This window comes from Saccharothrix sp. NRRL B-16348 (assembly GCF_001280085.1).
Lineage (GTDB): Bacteria > Actinomycetota > Actinomycetes > Mycobacteriales > Pseudonocardiaceae > Actinosynnema.
The window spans coordinates 1-18,628 of the sequence record NZ_LGED01000241.1 but is presented as its reverse complement, the minus strand read 5'-3'; the positions used below and the strand labels follow the sequence as shown (position 1 = coordinate 18,628).

Here is an 18,628-nt window from a genome sequence, read left to right as displayed (position 1 = left end):
AACTACTACAACGCGTTCGAAATGAGCCCCGTCCCCACCCCCGGCCCGGACGCGGTTCCGCCGGAGCCGTTCCGCGGCATCTACGGAATGCCCGCGTTCGTGACCATCCCCACCGCCGACCTGGCGGCTTCGGTCGACTTCTGGACTCGCGGGCTCGGCTTCTTCGACCTGTTCAGCATCCCCGGCACTCTCGTGCACCTGCGCCGGTGGGCTTTCCAGGACGTCCTCCTCATCTCGGCGGAGAACGTCCCGGAGGAGCCGCCCGCGATGAGCGTCAGCTTCGCGTGCGTCCTCAGCGAGGTCGATTCCATCGTCGAATCCTGTCGCGCATTGCGCCCGGACTCGGTCGAGGGCCCACGGGACACCCCGTGGACCACGCGCGATGTCACCGTGATCACCCCCGAGAACGCACGGGTCGTTTTCACCGCGGCGAAGCCGTTCGACCCGAACAGCCAGGAGGCGCGGAACCTTGAAGCCATCGGGATCACCGCACCGGACCTGGGCCACACCACCAGCAAAACCAGCAACAACCGCGACAATAAGGAGCATGCCTGATGCCGTAACCGACGCCGCCAACGCCGCCGCCGACGCCGACGGCCTGACCGTCGGCGAGGTCTCAACCCGTCTGGGCGTGACCATCCGCGCGCTGCACCACTGGGACGAGATCGGTCTCGCGCGACCGTCGTTGCGCACGGCCGCCGGATACCGGCTCTACACCTCCGGTGATCTGGAACGCCTGCACCGCATCGTGGTCTACCGCGAACTCGGTCTCGGCCTGGACCGGATCCGGGCCGTCCTGGACGATCCGACCGCCAACGTGCCCGCCGCGTTGCGCGAGCAGCGCACCCAGGTCACCGAACGGATCGAACGCCTCCGGCAACTCGGCACCGGCCTGGACCGGATGATCGACGCCCACGAACGCGGCCTGCTGCTGACCGCCGAGCAGCAGGCCGCGATCTTCGGCCCCGACTGGAACCCGGACTGGTCCGCCCAAGCCCGTCAGCGCTACGGGGACACGACGCAATGGCTCCAGTACGCCGAACGCTCAGCCGCTCGCGGCCCGGAGGAGTGGCAGGCCATCGCCGACACCGTCACCAAGCTCGACCGCGCCCTCGCGGACGCGATGGACGCCGGCGTCGCACCGGGCAGTCCGGAGGCGAACGCACTCGCCGAGTCCCACCGCGAGGTCTTCTCCTCGTACTTCCCCCTGACCCGCGAGATGCAGGTCTGCCTCGGCCGCATGTTCGAGACCGATCCGGGCTACGCCGCGCACTACAACGGCATCCGCGCCGGCCTGGCCACGTGGTTCCGCCGCGTCATCGACGCCAACGCGTGCGCCCACGGCATCGACCCCGACACCGCGAAGTGGCAGTAGCAGAGGGCCGCACAACCGCATGACGGGACCTACGCGCCCGCAGCACCCCAGGCCCTACCCGCACCGAGCCTCAACCCCAACTCCCGCGCCGGCTCCACCACGTGCCCGTGCTCACAGACCGGCACCAACGACACCTTCCCCCCACACCCGACGTGCTCGGGCTCCACGGGCGGCGGCCCGTCGGCCAGATGACGGTCACCCCACGCCATCAACGCCATCAACACCGGCCACAACTCGCGCCCCGACGGCGTCAACGCGTACTCGAACCGCTGCCGGGAGCCGGCTTCCCGGTACGGCACGCGTTCCAGCAACCCGGCCTCCACCAGCGACGACAGCCGGTTGCTCAACACGTTCCTGGCCACGCCGAGGTGATCGCGCAGCTCCTCGAACCGCCGGACGCCGTTGGAGATGTCACGCACGATCTGCAACGACCACCGTTCACCGAGCAGCACCAGCGCCCGCGCGATCGAACACCGGTCGTTGTCGATGACGACTCCCATGCCACCAACCCTACCGCAGGGTTGCCGATCGAAACCCAGCCAGGCTAAGTTGCGTCGCAAGACTCAGCCCGAGGGGACAGTCATGCGACTCGAAGACCACCCGACCGTGCGCCACGCCCGGGACAACCCACCGCAACCACCACCCACACCAGTGAGCACGGCGTGGTTGCGGGACTTGGCCACAGCAGCCGGCGCGGACGACGTCGGCTTCGTGTCGGTGGACTCGCCCGACCTCGCGGTGGACCTGGAGCACGCCCGCACGGCGTTGCCGGGCGCCCGGACCTACATCGCGTTCTGCGTGCGGATGAACCGGGACAACGTCCGCAGCCCGATGCGCAGCATCGCCAACACCGAGTTCCACCACGCCCTGGACGACGCCGACGCGGTCGGGCACCGGCTGACCAAGGCGCTCCAGGAGGCCGGTCACCGGGTGGTCCACCCGGCCGCCGCCTTCCCCCAGGAGATGGACGACTTCCCCGGCCGCGGCTGGGTGGTCTCGCACAAGCTCGTGGCCCAGGCGGCCGGTCTCGGCCGGATCGGCATCCACCGCAACGTGATCCACCCGAAGTTCGGCAACTTCATCCTGCTGGGCACCGTCGTGGCGGACTTCGACGTGGACGAGCTCTCGCGGCCGACCGACTTCAACCCGTGCCTGGAGTGCAAGCTGTGCGTGTCGGCGTGCCCGGTCGGCGCGATCTCGAAGGACGGCGACTTCAACTTCCTCGACTGCTACACCCACAACTACCGCGAGTTCATGAGCGGCTTCACCGACTGGGTGGAGAACGTCGCCGACAGCACCGACCGCGAGGACTACCGCCGCCGCGTGACGCCGGCGGAATCGGCGTCCCTGTGGCAGAGCCTGGCGTTCCGCCCGAACTACAAGGCGGCCTACTGCATGGCCGCGTGCCCGGCGGGGGAGGACGTCATCGGCCCGTTCCTGGACGACCGCAAAGCCTTCCTCGCCACCGTCGTGAAACCACTGCAGGACAAGGAAGAACCGGTCTACGTGGTCCCCGGCTCACCAGCCGAGACCCACGTCCGCAAACGCTTCCCCCACAAGACCGTCCGCGAGGTCTCGAACGGCTTGTAACCCCACCCGCGCACGACAACGGCACCCCACCCACCGGGTGAGGTGCCGCCGTCGTCAGAGAACCGCTGGTCGAACTAGTGCTGAGCCACCCGGCGCGGGCGACCGGAGGAGCCGCCGCGCTCGCGCTCGGAACGGCCACCGCGGAAGCCGCCGAAGCTGCCACCGTTGCTGCCGCCGCCGCTGCGACGAGGCCCACCGCCGCCGCCACCGCGACGGGCGCGGACCGGGACCTCGGGCTCGACCACGGGGATGCCGCTCGGCACGCGGGCGCCGGTGATGCGCACCAGCTCCTCGTCACCGGGACGGACCTTCGCCGACGCCGGACGGATGCCCGCCCGCGCCGTCAGGCCCTGCACGGCCCGCCGCTGGTCGTGCGTGACCAGCGTGACGACCGTGCCCGACTGCCCGGCACGCGCCGTGCGGCCCGCGCGGTGCAGGTAGTCCTTCGGGTCGGCCGGCGGGTCGACGTGCACGACGAGGCTGACGTCGTCCACGTGGATGCCGCGCGCCGCCACGTCCGTGGCGACGAGCACCGGCATCGAGCCCTCGCGGAACTGGCCGAGGACGCGCGTGCGCGCGCTCTGCGCCTTGCCGCCGTGCAACGCGCCCGCGTGCACGCCCATCGACCGGAGCTTCTTGGCCAACCTGTCCACGTGGTGCTTGGTGCGCACGAACATGATCGTGCGACCCTCGCGCGCCGCGACCTCGGTGACCACGTTCTGCTTGTCCTCGGCGGACACGAACAGCAGGTGGTGCTCCATCGTGGTGACGCTGCCCGTGGGCGGCGAGACCGAGTGGACCACCGGGTCGTGCAGGTACTGGCGGACCAGCTTGTCCACGTCGCCGTCCAGCGTCGCGGAGAACAGCAGTCGCTGGCCGTCCTGCGGCGTCAGGTCGAGGATGGCCCGGACCTGCGGCATGAAGCCCATGTCCGCCATCTGGTCGGCCTCGTCCAACGCGGTGAACATGACCTCGGACAGGTCCGCCGTGCCCTGCCGCACGTGGTCGGACAACCGGCCGGGGGTGGCGATCAGCAGGTCGACGCCACGGCGCAGGGCGTCGACCTGACGCGGGAACGACGTGCCGCCGACGACCGTGCGGCACCACAGGCCGAGCGAACGGGCGAACGGGTTGAGGGCTTCCTCGACCTGCATCGCCAGCTCGCGGGTGGGCACGAGCACGAGCGCGCGCGGCTTGAGCGGCTTGGCCCGACCACCGGTCAGGCGGGACAGCAGCGCCAGGCCGAACGCCAGCGTCTTGCCGGAGCCGGTCTGGCCGCGACCCAGGAGGTCACGACCCGCCATGGCGTCCGGCAGCGTGGCGGCCTGGATCGGGAACGGGTCGGTGATGCCCGCCTGCTCGAGCGCGCGCAGCAGCTCGTCGGACAGGCCCAACTCGGCGAACGAGGGGAGCGGGCCCTCGGGCATGGTGCTCTCGACGTGTTCGGGAATGGTGGTCGTCAGCTCCGCGGCGGGAGCGGGACGACGGTTGCCCTGGCCTGGGCGCCTGTTACTGCGGGGCTTGCGGAACTGCGGGCGCTCGGAACGGCCTTGGGACATTGTCGGCAAAACAAACCTCCGGGACACGGCACGTCTCGAGGATTGCTCTGCTTGAGCAGGCGCGATCGCGGGGACGGGCCCGGCGCGCGGATCGCGCCGATAGTGGTTGGGAAGCACCACCGGCCACTCTGGCGGCCTGGGGCACTCAGTGGCGCCACCGGGCGGTGCACCACTCAGTCTAGCTGATCACGCGCCGGAGTTCGTCATCCCGGCGGTGTTCTCGCGCACACGGGTGGTGGCGAGTGCCGCGCCGACGATCATCGGGAACCACGAAAGGCCACGTCGCGACGCGTTCACCTCGATCCCTGCCCGCTTCGGCCGACGCGGCGCGCACCAGCTGAACGGAGCAACGACGGTCGGCGCGGTGAGCACTCCGGGCGTGCGACCGCGGAACACCACGCTACCCGCGACGTGCGTGACGGCGTGCCGCCCGAAGCCGGCGAGCGCAGCCTCGAAGAACTTCGACTTCCCGCAGTGCGCGCGCCGAGCTCCGGGCCGGTGTCGACCCGGAGCTCGCGCGCGACCTGCCGTTCGGCCCGCTCGTCTACCGCCGGCCGGCGACGGACGAGCCCCGTTCGCCCGAGGCCGTCTCCGACCTCGTCCGGCCCTCGTTCACCGCAGTCCGGCCAGGTCCAGCAGCATCTCGGTGACCTCGCGCGGCTCCGCCAGCTCGGGCGACAGGCCGCGCGCGGTGAACCAGCCGGCCACGTTGCGCACGTCCCGTTCCAGGAACTCGGGCCCGCGCGGGTTCGCCACCAGGTCCACTACCTGCGGCAGGTCGATCACGACCAGCCGCCCGTCGTGCACCATCAGGTTGAACGCCGACAGGTCGCCGTGCCCCAGGCCGGCGGACGCCATCACGCCCAGCGCGTCCACCAGCTGCCGCCACAGGTCGAGCAACTCGTCCGGCTCCGGCCGCAGCTGCGCCAACCTCGGCGCCGCCGCACCGTCCGTGCCGACGAACTCCAGCAGCAGCTCGGTGCCGTCGCGCTGCACCGGGTAGGGCACCGGCGCGCCCAACTGCCAGAGCGTGGCCAGCGCGGCGAACTCGGCCACCGCCCACCGCTCCGCGATGAGGTTGCGGCCGAACGCGCTGCGGTTCGTCATCGCGCGCATCTCGCGCGACCGGCGCATGCGCCTGCCTTCGAGGTAGCCCGCGTCCCGGTGGAACAGCCGGTGGTCGTTGCTGCGGTACCGCTTCGCGGCCAGCAGGCACGACCGGTCGGTGTCGGGCATCGCGCGTTCCAGCAGGAAGACGTCCGCCTCCTTGCCGGTCTTCACGATCCCCAGCTCGCGGTCGACCGCGGCCAGGTCCGTGACCAGCCAGTCCGGGTACGGCTTCGGGCCCTGGTCGGCGTCGCCCCAGGTGGACCAGCGGTCGCCGTCCTCCGGGACGTCCGCCGCGACGGCGTCGTCCCGCATCTGGGCGAGGCGGTCCTTGGCCTCCTCGGTGAGCCGGCCGCGGCGGCCCGGCTCGACGTCGCCGTCGGTGCGGGCCTGGGCCTTCTTCGTTTTCTTGGCACGCCACCTGAGGTCGTCGGCGTGGTCGAACTCGGATTCGAACTCGGTGTACTGCTCGTGCTCGCGCACTGGATGAACTCCAGGTGAAGTGGGAGTGATCGCCCCCACCCGGCGCGGTGTGGTCTTTCGCGCGGGTTCGCGTCAGGCGAGCGGGGCGAGCGGACGGGTCGGTGCCACGTCCCGGACAGCTGTTGCCATCAGGCACCTCCTCGACTCCGCCGTGGTCTGCCACCACCGGCGCTCTGCGCGTACGTGCGATAGGTTGCCCGGCCGTCCGGCCCTGCCGCAACCGAATTACCGCGACTTCGGACGGTCCGCCGCGACTTCGGTCTGCCGCACCCGACTTCCGCGGTTCCGCGGCTTCACCGCGACTCCGCGCGGTAGCTGCTGCGCTCGCCCTTCCAGGCCGCGGCCAGTTGGGCGATCACCAGCGAGTCGTGCCGCAGCACGCGTTCGTCGTGCCACTGCGACGCCTTCGGCGCGACGGCCAGCATCCGCTGCCGGGCCGTGCCGCTGAACTCGACCAGCGCGGCCACCGCGTCGTCCACCTCGTCCGGCGCGAGCGGTCGGGGCGCCGCGGTGCCGGGAAGGGTGAGAGTGGTGTCGGTGAACGTCGCCGACGTGCCGAGGTCACGGGCGAGCTGGTGCTCCACCGACTCCGCGTTGCCCTGCCGCTGCTGCCACTTGGCGTCGGCCAGGGCCAGGCGCAGGCCCAGCAGCCGGGCCAGGCACACCCCCGCCCACACCCGCTTCAGGGCTTCCGGCGCGTCGAGCGCGTCGGTTCGCAGGTCCTCGGTGATCCCCCGCAACTGCTCCGGGGTGACCGGTTCCGAGAACGTGGTGCCTGAGCTGTCGGCGGGTGTGTCGGGGGTCACCCGGGCATTCTGTCACCACCCTCACGAGTGGTGACAATTCCCGACGTTCCGTCACACAAACGGCGGTCAGCGGTGCGAAAAAGACCGGCGGTAATCCTTTGGCGACACGCCCACCACGGACGTGAAGTGGTGGCGCAGCAGCGCGGCCGTGCCGAAGCCCGAGCGGTGCGCCACGTCCTCCACGGTGAGCCGCGTCTCCTCCAGGAGCTGACGGGCCCGCAGCACCCGCTGGGTGGTCAGCCAGCGGTGCGGTGTCGTGCCGGTCTCGGCGGCGAAGCGGCGGGCGAACGTGCGCTCGGACATGTTCGCCCGTTCGGCCAGGCTGGTGACGGTGTGCTCCCCGTCGAGCCGGTCCTGCAGCCAGGCGAGCAGCGGCTGGAGGCTGTCGGCCTCGTGCGCCGGCGTGGGCAGTTCGACGAACTGGCGCTGGCCGCCGTCTCGCTGCGGCGCGACGACCATGCGGCGCGCGATGGTCGCCGTGACGGCCGCGCCGAGCTCGCGGCGGACCACGTGCAGGCACGCGTCGATGCCGGCGGCCGTGCCCGCGCTGGTGATGACGTCGCCGTCGTCCACGAACAGCACGTCCGGGTCGACCTTGGCGTGGGGGAAGCGCCTGGCCAGCGCGGCGGCCTCGCGCCAGTGGGTGGTGCAGCGGCGGTCGTCCAGCAGGCCCGCCGCGCCGAGCACGAACGCGCCGCTGCACACCGACAGCAGCGTGGCGCCGCGCTGGTGCGCCTCGCGGATGGCTTCGAGGAGGCGCGGCGGGTACTCGTCGCGGATCGTGGCGGCGGACACGGCGATCAGGTCGGCGTCGGCCAGCGCGTCGAGGCCGTGATCGGCGACGACGGACGCGCCGACGTCCGTGCGGATCGGTTCGCCGGGGCGTTCGCCGCAGACGCGGAAGTCGATCGGCGGCACGCCGTCGTCGGTGCGGTCGACGCCGAAGACCTCGCAGAGCACGCCGAACTCGAACGGCGTGAGGCCGTCGATGACCACGGCGGACACGGTGCGCAGCATGCCGTCACAGTACTTGGCAGGATTTCGACGCACAACGGCAAGACTGCCAATTGTGGCGGATTCTTGCGCATCGCACAGTTGGTGCCATGACAGCGATCCTCTTCGCCTTGGCCGTCGTGGCGCTGGTCGTCTACGGCCTGGAGCGCAACCACCGGCGCCAACTCCACCTGGGCTCCCGCCTGGCGGGCAGCACGACCGCCGAAGACCGCGACCTGCCGCGCGTGGTGGCCGACCTGCACGCTGCCGCCGCGCACACGACCACGACCCGCACCGCGCCCCGCCACCAGGCCAGGCCCGTGCGTTCGATCCACCCGGCCCGCTCGGCCTGACCCGCTCGACGATCCGGCCGAACGATCACCTGGACGACCCCGGCCCAACGATCGCCCGCACGACCCTGCCGAACGATCCCGGTCGAACGATCCGGCTAGACGATCAGGTCGGCGGTCTTGGGGCCGGTCGGCTCCACCCGCAGCCCGGCCCGGACCGCGAGCCTGATCAACCCCTTGAGGTCGCCCGGCTCGGACCGCGACTTGACGATCGCCTGCGCGAGCCGCCCCTTGTGCGCCTTGTTGAAGTGGCTGACCGCGTTGCGGCGGCCCGTCCCGTCCTCCGTGACCACCCGGATCACGGCCGCCGCGGGAATCCGGGCCAGCGAGGTGTACGGGCTCGACCGCAGGTCGACGACGAACTCGTCGGCGGCGGCCAGCACCGGTTCGAGCGCGGGCCGCCACAGCCCGCCGAGCGGCCCGACGGACGGCGGCACGCTGGCGCCGGACAGCCGGTAGGCCGGGATCGGGTCGCCACCACCGACGACGCCGAACAGCGCCGACGCCACCGAGAGCCGCGCGAACGCCCGGGACTTCTCGGTCTTCGTCAACGTGCCGAGGGCGAGCGCGTCGTACAGCACTCCCGTGTACCTGGCCAGCGCGGGCAGGGTCGGCGAGCGGCGCAGCTCGGCGTTGCGCTCCACCTCGCCGGCCTGGCGTTCGGAGAGCCCGAGCACGGCGAGGCTCGCGGGCACGTCGGCGGCGAGGTCGACCAGGGCGTCGACCAGCTTGCCGCGCACCGGGGTGAGTTCCGGGTGCGACAGCAGGTCGAGGTCGAGCGGCGCGCCGGAGCCACCGAGGGCCTTGGTCTCCGACGGGGGGAGCAGTACCAACACGACGGGCAAGCCTATGCGCCCGCTCGCCGACCGACCCCACCGAACCTCGGTCAGCCCAACTGGCCGACGCAGAACTGGTTGCCGTCCGGATCGGCCAGGACGGTCCAGGTCAGCCCCGGCACGGTGTGCTCGCCGACCTCCGTCGCGCCCAGCCCCACCAACCGCGCCACCTCGGCCACGCGGTCCTCGACGTGGGAGTCGAAGTGCACCCGGTTCTTGCCCGGCGTCGGGTCGTCGACGCGTTGCAGCCCCAGTTGGAGCCCGCCCTCGACGGCGCCGAGGACCAGGAACTCGCCCCAGTCGTGCTGCACCGACGTGCCGAGCGCCTTGGTCCAGAAGTCCGCCAGCCGGTGCGGGTCCGTCGTGTCGATGGTGATCATGCCGATGGTCAGCGTCATGGCGCGGCACGGTAGACCCGACCACCGACAATTCCGGGCGTTCGCGTGCCAGGGCTAACCCGTTGGAACTGATCAGGGCACGTTCACTACCCTTTCCCGGACAACCCGCCCACGAGGAGCGCCCACCGTGATCACGAGGATGTCGTCGCTGTTCCTGCGCACCCTGCGCGAGGACCCGGCCGACGCCGAAGTACCCAGCCACAAGCTGCTGGTCCGCGCCGGCTACGTGCGCCGCGTCGCGCCGGGCGGTTACTCGTGGCTGCCGCTGGGGCTGCGGGTGCTGCGCAACATCGAGCAGATCGTGCGCGAGGAGATGGACGCCTTCGGCGCGCAGGAGATCCAGTTCCCCGCGCTGCTGCCGAAGGAGCCCTACGAGGCGACGAACCGGTGGACCGAGTACGGGCCCAACCTGTTCCGCCTCAAGGACCGCAAGGGCGCCGACTACCTGCTCGGACCCACCCACGAGGAGCTGTTCGCGCTCACCGTGAAGGGCGAGTACTCCTCGTACAAGGACTACCCGGTCACGCTCTACCAGATCCAGACCAAGTACCGGGACGAGGCGCGTCCCCGCGCGGGCATCCTGCGCGGTCGCGAGTTCCTGATGAAGGACTCCTACTCCTTCGACCTCGCCGACGAAGGCCTGGCGGAGTCCTACCAGCGGCACCGCGAGGCCTACGTCCGCATCTTCGAGCGGCTCGGCCTGGAGTACGTGATCGTCTCGGCCACGTCGGGCGCGATGGGCGGCTCGGCGTCGGAGGAGTTCCTGGCGGTCGCGCCGACCGGCGAGGACACGTTCGTCCGCAGCACGGAGTCGGACTACGCGGCGAACGTCGAGGCCGTCGTCACGCCCGCGCCCCCCGAGCAGGACCCGGCGGCGCACCCCGAGGCGCAGGTGCACCACACGCCGAACACGCCGACCATCAAGACGATGGTCGACTTCCTCAACGCCAACACCGACCGCACCTTCACCGCCGCGGACACGCTGAAGAACGTCCTGGTGAAGACGCGCGCGCCCGGCGAGAAGGACTGGTCGCTGCTGGCCATCGGCCTGCCCGGCGACCGCGAGGTCGACCTCAAGCGCCTGGAGGCGGCGGTCGAGCCCGCCGAGGTGGCGATGCTGGAGGAGGCGGACTTCGCCCGCAACGCCTTCCTGGTCAAGGGCTACATCGGCCCGGCGGCGATCCAGGCCAACGGCGTGAAGTACCTGGTCGACCCGCGCGTGGTGCGCGGCACGGCCTGGGTGACCGGCGCGGACAAGGCCGACCACCACGTGGTGGACCTGGTCTGCGGCCGCGACTTCACCCCCGACGGCACGATCGACGTCGCCGAGGTCCGCGAGGGCGACGCGTCGCCCGACGGCAAGGGCTCGCTGGTCGCCGCGCGCGGCATCGAGATCGGCCACATCTTCCAGCTCGGCCGCAAGTACGCGGACGCGTTCGGGCTGGACGCGCTCGGTCCGGACAGCAAGCCCATCCGGATCACCATGGGCTCGTACGGCATCGGCGTGTCCCGCCTGGTCGCCGTGATCGCCGAGCAGAGCCACGACGACCGCGGCCTGATCTGGCCGCGCAACGTCGCGCCCGCCGACGTGCACGTGGTCGTCGCCGGCAAGGACGAGACGCTGCTCGCGGGCGGCGAGAAGCTGGCGGGCGAGCTGTCCGCGGCCGGCGTGAAGGTGCTGCTGGACGACCGCAAGGCGAGCCCGGGCGTGAAGTTCGCCGACGCCGAGCTGATCGGCGTGCCGACGATCCTGGTCGTGGGCCGCGGCCTGGCGAACGGCCTGGTCGAGGTCAAGGACCGGCGCACGGGCGAGCGCGAAGAGGTGCCGGTCGACGACGCGGTCCAGCACCTGCTGAACGTCGTCAAGGGCTAGCTCCCGCGAGGTCGCGTCGGTCGTTCGCGTCCTCATTCCCGGCGATCACGCTTTTCGATCGTCGGGAATCAGGGCGCGAACGACCGACTTTCAGGCGACCGAGCCGCCGTCTGCGGAGCAGCGGCCATTCAACACCGCTTGCAACACGCTTGCCGTGTCGGAGAGGTCGTCCAGCACGACGTGCGCGCCGGCCTCCCGCAGTTCCGCGACACTGCTGCGGCCCGTCGCCACACCGATGGCGACGGCTCCGTGGTGCAGCGCGGCGTCCACGTCGTGCGGCGTGTCGCCGATGACCACGGACCGGAACTCGCGGGTGTGCTTGGCCGTGGCCAGCCGCACCGCCTCCAGCACCAGCTCGGGCCGGTGCTCGGACACCGAGCCGTAGCCGCCGATCTCGAAGTCCAGGTGCTCGTCGAGCCCGAACGCGGCCAGCTTGTACCGGGCGATCTCCACGAGGTTCCCGGTGACCAGCGACTGCACGACGTCCGCCTGCCCCGCCAACGCCTCCAGCGCCGCCGACGCGCCCGGGAGCGCGTGCCCCCGCGCCGGCAGCAGGTCGCGCTCCCGCGTGGCCACGTCGACCAGTTCCGCGTGCAGCCGGGTCACCAGCTCCTCGGTCGGCTCCAGGTCGTGCGCCGTCAGCAGCTCCCGAGTGATGGCGCGCTCGGTGCGGCCGGGAAAGCTCGGCACGTGCACGAGGTCAAGGCCCGCCGTCGCGCGGAACGCGGTGCGGTACCACTCGTGCCCGAGGCCCCTGGCGTCGATCAACGTCAGGTCGATGTCCCACAGCACCAACGTGTTCACGACTGCCGCACGCTTCCCAGGATGCGCTCGACGTCGTCGTCCGACGGTCCCTCGGCCACGTGCGGCCCGCCCTCGGCGACGTTGAGCACGAACACGGCCACCTCCGACCCGTTGCGCATCGCCACCGCGCTGACCGTGGCCTTGGGCGCGTAGCAGGCGTTGGCGGACTTCGGCGTCACCTCGACGCTGAGCCGGACCACCTCGCCGTCACCGGTCTCGACGCGCGGCTCGCCGATCTCGGGCGGCGCGTTGTTCACCGTGTACCCGCCGGCGGCGATCCGCTTCACCAGCTCGGTGGCGACCTGCTCCGGGTCCTCGTGGACGATCGAGCCCGCCATCGCCTGCGCCTGGATCATGCTGCGGCCCTGGCACTGGAACGGCCGCGACACGTACGTCGTGCTCAGCTTGACCCGCCCGGACGAGCCGGCGCCGCCGGCCTCCCAGGACGGCGGCAGCTCGTAGGTCAGCCCGGCCTTCTCGTCCTCCACTGCCTGCCAGTCCGGCTCGGCCGCGGACGACGTGGTCGACGTCGAGGTGGGCTCCGCCGCCCGGCCGTCGCCGGAGTTCAGCACCACGATCGCCGTGACGCCGGCGCCGACGACCAGCACGGCGACCACGGCCAGCGCGATCCACAGCGGCGCGCGGCTGGGCCGCTTCGGCGGTTGCTGCTGGTAGACGCCCAGCCCGGAGTAGCTCACCGGCTCAACGGCTTCACGGAGTCCACCATGCCCTGCAGGTCGGCCTCGGGGTGCGGCTTCGGCTCGGCCGGGCCGCCTTCGAGGTCGCCGTTCGCCATGAACACGTGGAAGCCCTTGTCCCCCTTGAGGACCAGGACCTTCACCATGCCCTTGGTGGCCAGGCACTCGTTGCCGGCGGTGGTGGCGGTGGCGTCGACCTGCACGCCCTCGATGTCGCCCAGCGGGCTCGGCACCTTCACCGGCTTCGGCTCGCCGAGCTTGACCTCGGACGTCGGCGCGGACTTGTAGTACTGCGTGGCGAGCTTCTGGGCGAAGTCCTTGGCCACCGCGGTGAGGTCGGTCTGCGGCACCACGACGCCGCCCGCGCCGCCGCGGGTGAAGCCCTTGCCGCCGCAGTCGTACGCGCCGCTGACGGTGAGGCCGGTCAGCCGCACGTCCTCCATGCCCTCGACCGGCGCGGTGCCCTGCGCGGGCGTCCAGCCCTTGGGCACGTCGTAGCTGTACGACAGGGCGGTCACCGGCAGGCAGTTCCAGCCCTGCTTGAGCGGCTCGCAGGTGGCGTTCGGCGGGGTCGACTGCGTCGTCTTCGCCGTGGTGGTCGTGGTCGTCGGCGTGCTGCTCGTCGTCTGCGCGACCGGCGGCGTGCCGTCCGGCCGGGTCAGCACGAACGCGGTCACGCCGCCGCCGACCAGCACGACGACGACCGCGCCGATCACCAGCCACAGCTTGGCCTTGCTCTTCTTCTCGGGCGGTGGCTCCTCGCCGCCGGAGAAGACGCCGAGGCCGCCGTACGAGCCGCCGTAGTTCTGCGGGAAGACCTGCTGCGGGTAGCCCTGGTCCTGCCGGCCCCAATCGCCCTGGTTGGGCTGGCCGCCCCAGCCGGACTGCCCGTCACCTGGGTAAGTCACGGCCCAAACCGTACCCGCTGCCGCTCGCGGCCCGGACCGCTCCGATTAATTCAGCGCACGTTGACTTCTGCGAGCGGCCCGCCGTAGCCTCTAATTCAACACATGATGAACTACCTAGGAGGGCACCATGGCCGCACTGCACGACCGGCCGCCGTCGGTCATCGCGGTGGCCACCGCCGCCGCGGGCGCGTTGATCGCGCTCGTACTGGGCCTGCTGACGTTCGGCGTCCAGGCCACGGTCCACCCGGACGCGGTGCCGCTCGCGGTCGCCGTGGGCGCCGACGCGCCGCCGCAGCTGCGCGGTGTCGCCGACAAGCTGGCCGGCAGCGACGTGGCGGAAGTCTCGTGGCGGGTGACCACTCCCGACGAGGCGCGGGACCTGCTGTCCCGCCAAGAGGTCTACGGGGTGCTCGAACTCGCGCCCGGCGGCGCGACCGTGCTGCTGTCCGGCGCGGTGAACCCGTCCGGCACGCAGGTCGCCCAGCAGGTGCTCGGCGGCGTCGTCCAGGGCGCCGGGATGGAGGCGGAGGTCGTCACGCTCAACCCGGCGTCGGCCGCCGGTCGCACGGCGCCGTTGGCCGCGAGCGCGCTGCTGTGGATCGCGGGCCTGATCGCCGCCGCGGCGTTCACGGTGGTGGCCCGCAGGCCGTCCCTCGTCGGCCGCCTCACGGGCATCGCCACCACGACCGTGCTCGGCGTCGCCGTGGTCGCGGGCTTCTTCGCGCTGTGGGACTCGTCCCTGCCCCTCACCACGACCGTGCTGGGCTACCTGGCGCTCGTCGCCGCGGCGTTCGCGCTGGTCCAGGGCGCGCTGCTGAGGCTGCTCGGCATCCGCGCGATGGCCCTGCTCGGCCCGCTGTACCTGATCGCGCCCGCCGTCGCAGGCCAGGTGCCGGAGCTGATCGACCCCGTCTACCGGACGTTGCTGTGGTCCTGGACGCCGTTCCGCTTCTCCACCGAGGGCGTGCGCGCCCTGCTGCACGGCGGGGCGCTGGACACCGCCCAGGTCTGGGTGTTCGTGGGACTCGCCGCCGCGGGACTGCTCGTCCTGCTGCTACCCGGCCAGAAAGCTCAGCCGGACCTTGCGGACGGGGTTGTCGACGTTGGTGTCGACGAGGCAGACCGACTGCCAGGTGCCGAGCGCCAGCACACCGCCTAGCACCGGGATCGTCGCGTAGGGCGGCACGAGCGCGGGCAGCACGTGGTCACGGCCGTGACCGGGTGTCCCGTGCCGGTGCCGCCACCGCCCGTCGGCGGGCAGCAGCTCGCGCAGCGCGGTCAGCAGGTCGTCGTCGCTGCCCGCGCCGGTCTCCAGCACCGCCAGGCCCGCGGTCGCGTGCGGCACCCAGACGTGCAGCAGGCCGTCGCCGTCCACGTCGGCCAGGAAGTCCTCGCAGGCGCGGGTGAGATCGTGGACGACCTCGGTCGAGCCGGTGCGGATCTCGATCTCTTCGCTGCGCATCCTCCAGAGCTTAAAACCCGGTGCGCCACCGCCGCCGATCAGGCACGATCCCCTCCGTGATCCACACCGCGATCGTCACCGGGGCGAACCAGGGCATCGGCGCCGCGACCGCGAAGGTCCTCGCGGCCCAAGGCGTCAACGTCCTCATCACGTTCCTCCGCTTCGCGCCCGCGCCGGACCCGAGCCTGCCGCGCGAGTACTTCACGGCCCGCGAGTCGGACGCGGCGGACGTGGTCGCCGCCATCACCGAGGCCGGCGGCAAGGCCCACGCGCTGGAGGTCGACCTCGCCGACCCGCTCGCCCCCGGCAGGCTCTTCGACACCGCGGAACAGGTCTTCGGGCCGGTCGACATCCTGGTCAACAACGCCTCCAGCTGGGTGCAGGACACGTTCCTCGCCGTGGACACCGACCAGTTCGGCCGCGTCCTCCAAGCCGTCACGCCCCAGACGTTCGACGCGCAGTTCGCCGTGGACGCCCGGGCGGGCGCCCTGCTGATCGCCGAGTTCGCCCGCCGCCACATCGCCCGCGGCGGCAACTGGGGCCGCATCGTCGGCCTGACCTCCGGCGGCCCGGACGGCTTCCCCAGCGAGGTCACCTACGGCGCGGCGAAGGCGGCGCTGGACAACTACGCCATGTCCGCGGCGGCCGAGCTCTGGCCGCACGGCATCACGTCCAACGTCGTCAAGCCGGGCGTCACCGACACCGGCTGGGTCAACGACGCGGTGCGCGCCCAGCACGACGTCTCCCAACCCGAGGACGTCGCCAACGTGGTCGCCTTCCTCTGCTCGGACGCCGCCGCCAAGGTGACGAAGAACGTCATCACCCTGCACTGATTCCACCTGCCCAGGTATTACTCACTGGTAACATAGCCACCGTGAAGGCTTCCCGTCTGCGCCGCGGCATGAACCTGTGGCCACCGTTCCTGTTCGCCGGCATCCGCGTGGTCGAGCTGTCCGACGACTACCGCCACGCGAAGGTCCGGATGCGGCTGCACTGGTGGAACCGCAACTACGTGGGCACGCACTTCGGCGGCTCGCTGTTCGCGATGACCGACCCGTTCTGGATGCTGCTCGTCCTGCACCACCTCGGCCGCGAGCACCTGGTGTGGGACCGGGCGGGCGAGATCGAGTTCGTCAAGCCCGGCCGCGGCACCGTCCACGCCGAGTTCCACCTCACCGACGAGCACCTCGACGAACTGCGCTCCGAAGCCGCGGCCAACAACAAGGCCCTGCTGTGGTTCTCCACCGACGTCGTCGACTCCGCCGGCGACATCGTCGCCCGCACCCGCAAGCAGGTCTACGCCCGCCGCAAGAACCGCAATTCGGTGGACGACGGGATCACCGAGACCGTCTGATGATCCCATGCGTTCAGCCTTCGGCACGACCTTCGACGTCCCCCTCGGCTACCTGAACACCGCCAGCATCGGCGTCCCTCCCGCACCCACCGCCACCGCCGTCACGGACGCCGTCCGCCGGTGGTCGGTCGGCGCGGACGGCCCCGGCGCGGTCGACGAGCACGCGACCACGGCGCGCAAGGCGTTCGGCCACCTCGTCGGCGTGCCGCCCGAACGCGTCGCCATGGGCGCGTCGGGCTCCCAACTCGTGTCCCTCGTCGCCGCCGGCCTGCCCGCCGACGCGTCGGTCCTCGTCGCGCGCGGCGAGTTCACCAGCCTGACCTTCCCCTTCGCCGCCCGCAACCTGCGGGTCACCGAAGTGGATCTGGACGACATCGTGGCCCACGCCGGCGCGCACGATCTCGTCGCCGTCAGCGTCGTCCAGTCCGCCGACGGCCGCATCGTCGACCTGGAAGGCCTGCGCGCGACCGGCGTGCCCGTCCTCCTGGACGCCTCCCAGGCCGTCGGCTGGCTCCCTCTCGACCTCGACTGGGCGGACTGGGTCGTCGCCGTCGGCTACAAGTTCCTGATGTCGCCCCGCGGCTGCGCCTGGCTGGCGTGCTCACCCTCGGCGCTGGAACGCACGGTGCCCGTGGCCGCCAACTGGTTCGCCGGCGACGACCCCTGGAGCACCGTCTACGGCCTCCCGCTCCGACTGGCCCCCGACGCCCGCAAACTCGACCTCTCCCCGGTCTGGCTGTCCCAGTTCGGCGCCGCCGCCTCCCTGCCCTACCTCGCCTCGCTGGACATGGGTGCCGTCCGCGACCACAACGTGGCCCTGGCCGACTCCCTGCGCGCCGGTCTGGGCCTGCCACCAGCGGGAACGGCGATCGTGTCCCTGGACCTCCCCGCCGCCGCCGACCGGCTCGCCGCCGCCGGCGTCCGCTCCAGCATCCGCGCCGGCCGCGTCCGGCTGGCGTTCCACCTCTACAACACCGAGGCGGATGTCGATCAGGTGCTCACAGCGCTCGCCTGACCCTCGTCCGTTACCGTGGGTCTTTGTGTCGGTTCCTCCCGAATCACCCCAAGAGGTGACGCAGCGGATCCCGCCCATCCGACCGTCGGACACCGCGCCACTGTGGCGGTCGGAGATCGGGCAGTTGGACTCGCTGCTGAGCTCACCTCCGCCCCCGCCGCGCCGTGGGCCTGCCGCCCCCACGGCGCACCCGCGCCGCGGGATGGTGCTCAAGGGCCTGGGCCTCGTGGGCGTGGCCGTGGTGTCCGGGCTGGTGTGGCTGGTCGTGATGCCGAAGAACACCCCGACCGGCACACCCACCACGACGTCCGCCCCGGCGGGCGAGTTCGCCTTCACCGCCTCACCGGACGTGCCCGAGCCGCTGAAGGACAGCGACTGCGCGTCGCACGCCTACGGTCAGACCAAGACCTTCCTGACCAACACGCCGTGCCAACAGCTCACTCGCGGTCTGTACACAACGACCACCCCCGACGGGGTGAAGGTCTACACCTCCGTGTCAATCGTGCGGATGAAGACCACCGAGGACGCCGCCAAACTGAAAGACCTGACGAGCCGCGACGGCACCGGCAACGTCAACGACCTGGTCAAAGACGGCGCCGTCCGCGTCCCAAACCTGACCACCCTGGCCAACGGCGGCTTCGCCGCCCGCCTCCAAGACCGCGACGTGATCATCATCGAGTCGGACACGGTCAAACACGCCCCCGACGAAACCGCGCACAACCGACTGATGAAGCGAATCAGCAACGACGCCTTCCGCCTCGCCTCCGACCTCAACGCCTAACCCACCACACCCTCCCCACCGCCCACGCCGCCGCTGGCACGCCCTCCGCCCTTCCTCCCCAAAGGAAGGGCTTCGTGTCATCCCGCCGACCTGGCTGTGCCCTACCGCGCGTGTCAAGGGGGCCTGTGCGTCCAATACCCGCGGCTTCCACTGTTAGCCGCCCCCTTGATACGTGTGGTAGCCCGGAGGGAGGTCGGTGGGATGACACGAAACCCGCACCACAACGGCCCCGGCGC

The 18,628-nt window shown here is 71.5% G+C and carries 21 protein-coding genes and 1 pseudogene; 10 read left to right on the top strand and 12 right to left on the bottom strand.

Going from position 1 to position 18,628, the window contains the following annotated elements; genetic code table 11:
• Positions 1 to 87: 87 nt before the first annotated feature.
• Entirely contained in the window at positions 88 to 555 is a 468-nt protein-coding gene (locus ADK67_RS38180) for a VOC family protein (protein ID WP_231648556.1), read from the top strand.
• The gene (locus tag ADK67_RS38175) at positions 548 to 1,375 is read left to right on the top strand and encodes a MerR family transcriptional regulator (protein WP_053721451.1); all 828 of its coding nucleotides are present in this window, start codon (positions 548 to 550) and stop codon (positions 1,373 to 1,375) included. Before ADK67_RS38180 ends, ADK67_RS38175 begins: the two co-directional genes overlap by 8 nt.
• A gap of 29 nt (positions 1,376 to 1,404) precedes the next feature.
• Here the strand turns inward: ADK67_RS38175 and ADK67_RS38170 are convergent, their stop codons facing one another.
• A complete protein-coding gene (locus tag ADK67_RS38170; RefSeq protein WP_053721450.1) occupies positions 1,405 to 1,875 on the bottom strand; it encodes a winged helix-turn-helix transcriptional regulator in 471 nt (156 codons plus the stop codon).
• 82 nt (positions 1,876 to 1,957) lie between these two features.
• On the opposite strand from ADK67_RS38170, the gene ADK67_RS38165 reads away from it, so the two are divergent.
• Positions 1,958 to 2,965 (top strand): 4Fe-4S binding protein, encoded by a 1,008-nt coding sequence (locus tag ADK67_RS38165; protein ID WP_053721449.1) that lies wholly within the window; start codon positions 1,958 to 1,960, stop codon positions 2,963 to 2,965.
• Positions 2,966 to 3,039: 74 nt separating this feature from the next.
• On the opposite strand, the gene ADK67_RS38160 is transcribed toward ADK67_RS38165, so the two are convergent.
• The 5 genes and pseudogenes from ADK67_RS38160 to ADK67_RS38140 all read right to left on the bottom strand — a co-directional run bounded on the left by ADK67_RS38160 (position 3,040) and on the right by ADK67_RS38140 (position 7,937).
• The gene (locus tag ADK67_RS38160) at positions 3,040 to 4,524 is read right to left on the bottom strand and encodes a DEAD/DEAH box helicase (RefSeq protein WP_082404442.1); all 1,485 of its coding nucleotides are present in this window, start codon (positions 4,522 to 4,524) and stop codon (positions 3,040 to 3,042) included.
• 186 nt (positions 4,525 to 4,710) lie between these two features.
• A pseudogene (locus ADK67_RS38155) lies at positions 4,711 to 4,980 on the bottom strand (HXXEE domain-containing protein); the annotation flags it as partial.
• Between the two features lie 156 nt (positions 4,981 to 5,136).
• Positions 5,137 to 6,114 carry a serine protein kinase RIO gene (locus ADK67_RS38150; protein WP_053721446.1) on the bottom strand — a complete coding sequence of 326 codons (978 nt, stop codon included), beginning with the start codon at positions 6,112 to 6,114 and terminating at the stop codon, positions 5,137 to 5,139.
• 293 nt (positions 6,115 to 6,407) lie between these two features.
• The gene (locus ADK67_RS38145) at positions 6,408 to 6,920 is read right to left on the bottom strand and encodes a hypothetical protein (protein ID WP_053721445.1); all 513 of its coding nucleotides are present in this window, start codon (positions 6,918 to 6,920) and stop codon (positions 6,408 to 6,410) included.
• A gap of 66 nt (positions 6,921 to 6,986) precedes the next feature.
• Positions 6,987 to 7,937, bottom strand: coding sequence for a helix-turn-helix domain-containing protein (locus tag ADK67_RS38140; RefSeq protein WP_053721444.1), 951 nt, complete (start codon positions 7,935 to 7,937; stop codon positions 6,987 to 6,989).
• 86 nt (positions 7,938 to 8,023) lie between these two features.
• On the opposite strand from ADK67_RS38140, the gene ADK67_RS38135 reads away from it, so the two are divergent.
• A complete protein-coding gene (locus tag ADK67_RS38135) occupies positions 8,024 to 8,266 on the top strand; it encodes a hypothetical protein (RefSeq protein WP_053721443.1) in 243 nt (80 codons plus the stop codon).
• Between the two features lie 95 nt (positions 8,267 to 8,361).
• On the opposite strand, the gene yaaA is transcribed toward ADK67_RS38135, so the two are convergent.
• Together yaaA and ADK67_RS38125 are read right to left on the bottom strand one after the other, a co-directional pair.
• Complete coding sequence (gene yaaA / locus ADK67_RS38130) at positions 8,362 to 9,099, bottom strand: peroxide stress protein YaaA (protein ID WP_053721511.1); 738 nt, start codon at positions 9,097 to 9,099, stop codon at positions 8,362 to 8,364.
• 50 nt (positions 9,100 to 9,149) lie between these two features.
• Positions 9,150 to 9,497, bottom strand: coding sequence for a VOC family protein (locus ADK67_RS38125; RefSeq protein WP_053721442.1), 348 nt, complete (start codon positions 9,495 to 9,497; stop codon positions 9,150 to 9,152).
• Between the two features lie 127 nt (positions 9,498 to 9,624).
• Here ADK67_RS38125 and ADK67_RS38120 point away from each other — a divergent pair, with 127 nt between their 5' ends.
• Positions 9,625 to 11,370 (top strand): proline--tRNA ligase, encoded by a 1,746-nt coding sequence (locus tag ADK67_RS38120; RefSeq protein WP_053721441.1) that lies wholly within the window; start codon positions 9,625 to 9,627, stop codon positions 11,368 to 11,370.
• 90 nt (positions 11,371 to 11,460) lie between these two features.
• On the opposite strand, the gene ADK67_RS38115 is transcribed toward ADK67_RS38120, so the two are convergent.
• Genes ADK67_RS38115 through ADK67_RS38105 form a run of 3 tightly spaced genes read right to left on the bottom strand, consistent with a single transcriptional unit; the run spans position 11,461 to position 13,780 of the window.
• Positions 11,461 to 12,174 carry an HAD family hydrolase gene (locus tag ADK67_RS38115; RefSeq protein WP_053721440.1) on the bottom strand — a complete coding sequence of 238 codons (714 nt, stop codon included), beginning with the start codon at positions 12,172 to 12,174 and terminating at the stop codon, positions 11,461 to 11,463.
• Positions 12,171 to 12,872, bottom strand: a complete 702-nt coding sequence (locus tag ADK67_RS38110) for a hypothetical protein (protein WP_053721439.1) — start codon at positions 12,870 to 12,872, stop codon at positions 12,171 to 12,173. The genes ADK67_RS38115 and ADK67_RS38110 overlap by 4 nt, the downstream gene beginning before the upstream one ends.
• Positions 12,869 to 13,780, bottom strand: a complete 912-nt coding sequence (locus tag ADK67_RS38105; RefSeq protein WP_053721438.1) for a hypothetical protein — start codon at positions 13,778 to 13,780, stop codon at positions 12,869 to 12,871. Before ADK67_RS38105 ends, ADK67_RS38110 begins: the two co-directional genes overlap by 4 nt.
• A 127-nt stretch (positions 13,781 to 13,907) precedes the next feature.
• Here ADK67_RS38105 and ADK67_RS38100 point away from each other — a divergent pair, with 127 nt between their 5' ends.
• On the top strand, positions 13,908 to 14,939 hold the full coding sequence (locus ADK67_RS38100) for a hypothetical protein (RefSeq protein WP_053721437.1): 1,032 nt from the start codon (positions 13,908 to 13,910) through the stop codon (positions 14,937 to 14,939).
• On the opposite strand, the gene ADK67_RS38095 is transcribed toward ADK67_RS38100, so the two are convergent.
• Positions 14,835 to 15,242 (bottom strand): YjbQ family protein, encoded by a 408-nt coding sequence (locus ADK67_RS38095; RefSeq protein ID WP_053721436.1) that lies wholly within the window; start codon positions 15,240 to 15,242, stop codon positions 14,835 to 14,837. The genes ADK67_RS38100 and ADK67_RS38095 overlap by 105 nt on opposite strands.
• 56 nt (positions 15,243 to 15,298) lie before the next feature.
• On the opposite strand from ADK67_RS38095, the gene ADK67_RS38090 reads away from it, so the two are divergent.
• The 4 genes from ADK67_RS38090 to ADK67_RS38075 are packed head-to-tail and all read left to right on the top strand — an operon-like array spanning position 15,299 to position 18,392.
• A complete protein-coding gene (locus ADK67_RS38090; RefSeq protein ID WP_053721435.1) occupies positions 15,299 to 16,075 on the top strand; it encodes an SDR family NAD(P)-dependent oxidoreductase in 777 nt (258 codons plus the stop codon).
• A gap of 41 nt (positions 16,076 to 16,116) precedes the next feature.
• A complete protein-coding gene (locus ADK67_RS38085) occupies positions 16,117 to 16,596 on the top strand; it encodes a DUF4442 domain-containing protein (RefSeq protein ID WP_053721434.1) in 480 nt (159 codons plus the stop codon).
• Between the two features lie 7 nt (positions 16,597 to 16,603).
• Complete coding sequence (locus tag ADK67_RS38080) at positions 16,604 to 17,611, top strand: aminotransferase class V-fold PLP-dependent enzyme (protein ID WP_053721433.1); 1,008 nt, start codon at positions 16,604 to 16,606, stop codon at positions 17,609 to 17,611.
• A 25-nt stretch (positions 17,612 to 17,636) separates the two neighbouring features.
• A complete protein-coding gene (locus tag ADK67_RS38075; protein ID WP_157621332.1) occupies positions 17,637 to 18,392 on the top strand; it encodes a hypothetical protein in 756 nt (251 codons plus the stop codon).
• Positions 18,393 to 18,628: the final 236 nt, after the last annotated feature.

Excerpts from the sequence above, each read along its gene's own strand:
- ADK67_RS38180 (WP_231648556.1), top strand. The coding sequence starts at position 88 with ATGCCCGCGTTCGTGACCATCCCCACCGCCGACCTGGCGGCTTCGGTC.
- ADK67_RS38175 (WP_053721451.1), top strand. The coding sequence starts at position 548 with ATGCCTGATGCCGTAACCGACGCCGCCAACGCCGCCGCCGACGCCGAC.
- ADK67_RS38170 (WP_053721450.1), bottom strand. The coding sequence starts at position 1,875 with ATGGGAGTCGTCATCGACAACGACCGGTGTTCGATCGCGCGGGCGCTG.
- ADK67_RS38165 (WP_053721449.1), top strand. The coding sequence starts at position 1,958 with ATGCGACTCGAAGACCACCCGACCGTGCGCCACGCCCGGGACAACCCA.
- ADK67_RS38160 (WP_082404442.1), bottom strand. The coding sequence starts at position 4,524 with ATGTCCCAAGGCCGTTCCGAGCGCCCGCAGTTCCGCAAGCCCCGCAGT.
- ADK67_RS38140 (WP_053721444.1), bottom strand. The coding sequence starts at position 7,937 with ATGCTGCGCACCGTGTCCGCCGTGGTCATCGACGGCCTCACGCCGTTC.
- ADK67_RS38135 (WP_053721443.1), top strand. The coding sequence starts at position 8,024 with ATGACAGCGATCCTCTTCGCCTTGGCCGTCGTGGCGCTGGTCGTCTAC.
- ADK67_RS38125 (WP_053721442.1), bottom strand. The coding sequence starts at position 9,497 with ATGACGCTGACCATCGGCATGATCACCATCGACACGACGGACCCGCAC.
- ADK67_RS38100 (WP_053721437.1), top strand. The coding sequence starts at position 13,908 with ATGGCCGCACTGCACGACCGGCCGCCGTCGGTCATCGCGGTGGCCACC.
- ADK67_RS38095 (WP_053721436.1), bottom strand. The coding sequence starts at position 15,242 with ATGCGCAGCGAAGAGATCGAGATCCGCACCGGCTCGACCGAGGTCGTC.
- ADK67_RS38080 (WP_053721433.1), top strand. The coding sequence starts at position 16,604 with ATGCGTTCAGCCTTCGGCACGACCTTCGACGTCCCCCTCGGCTACCTG.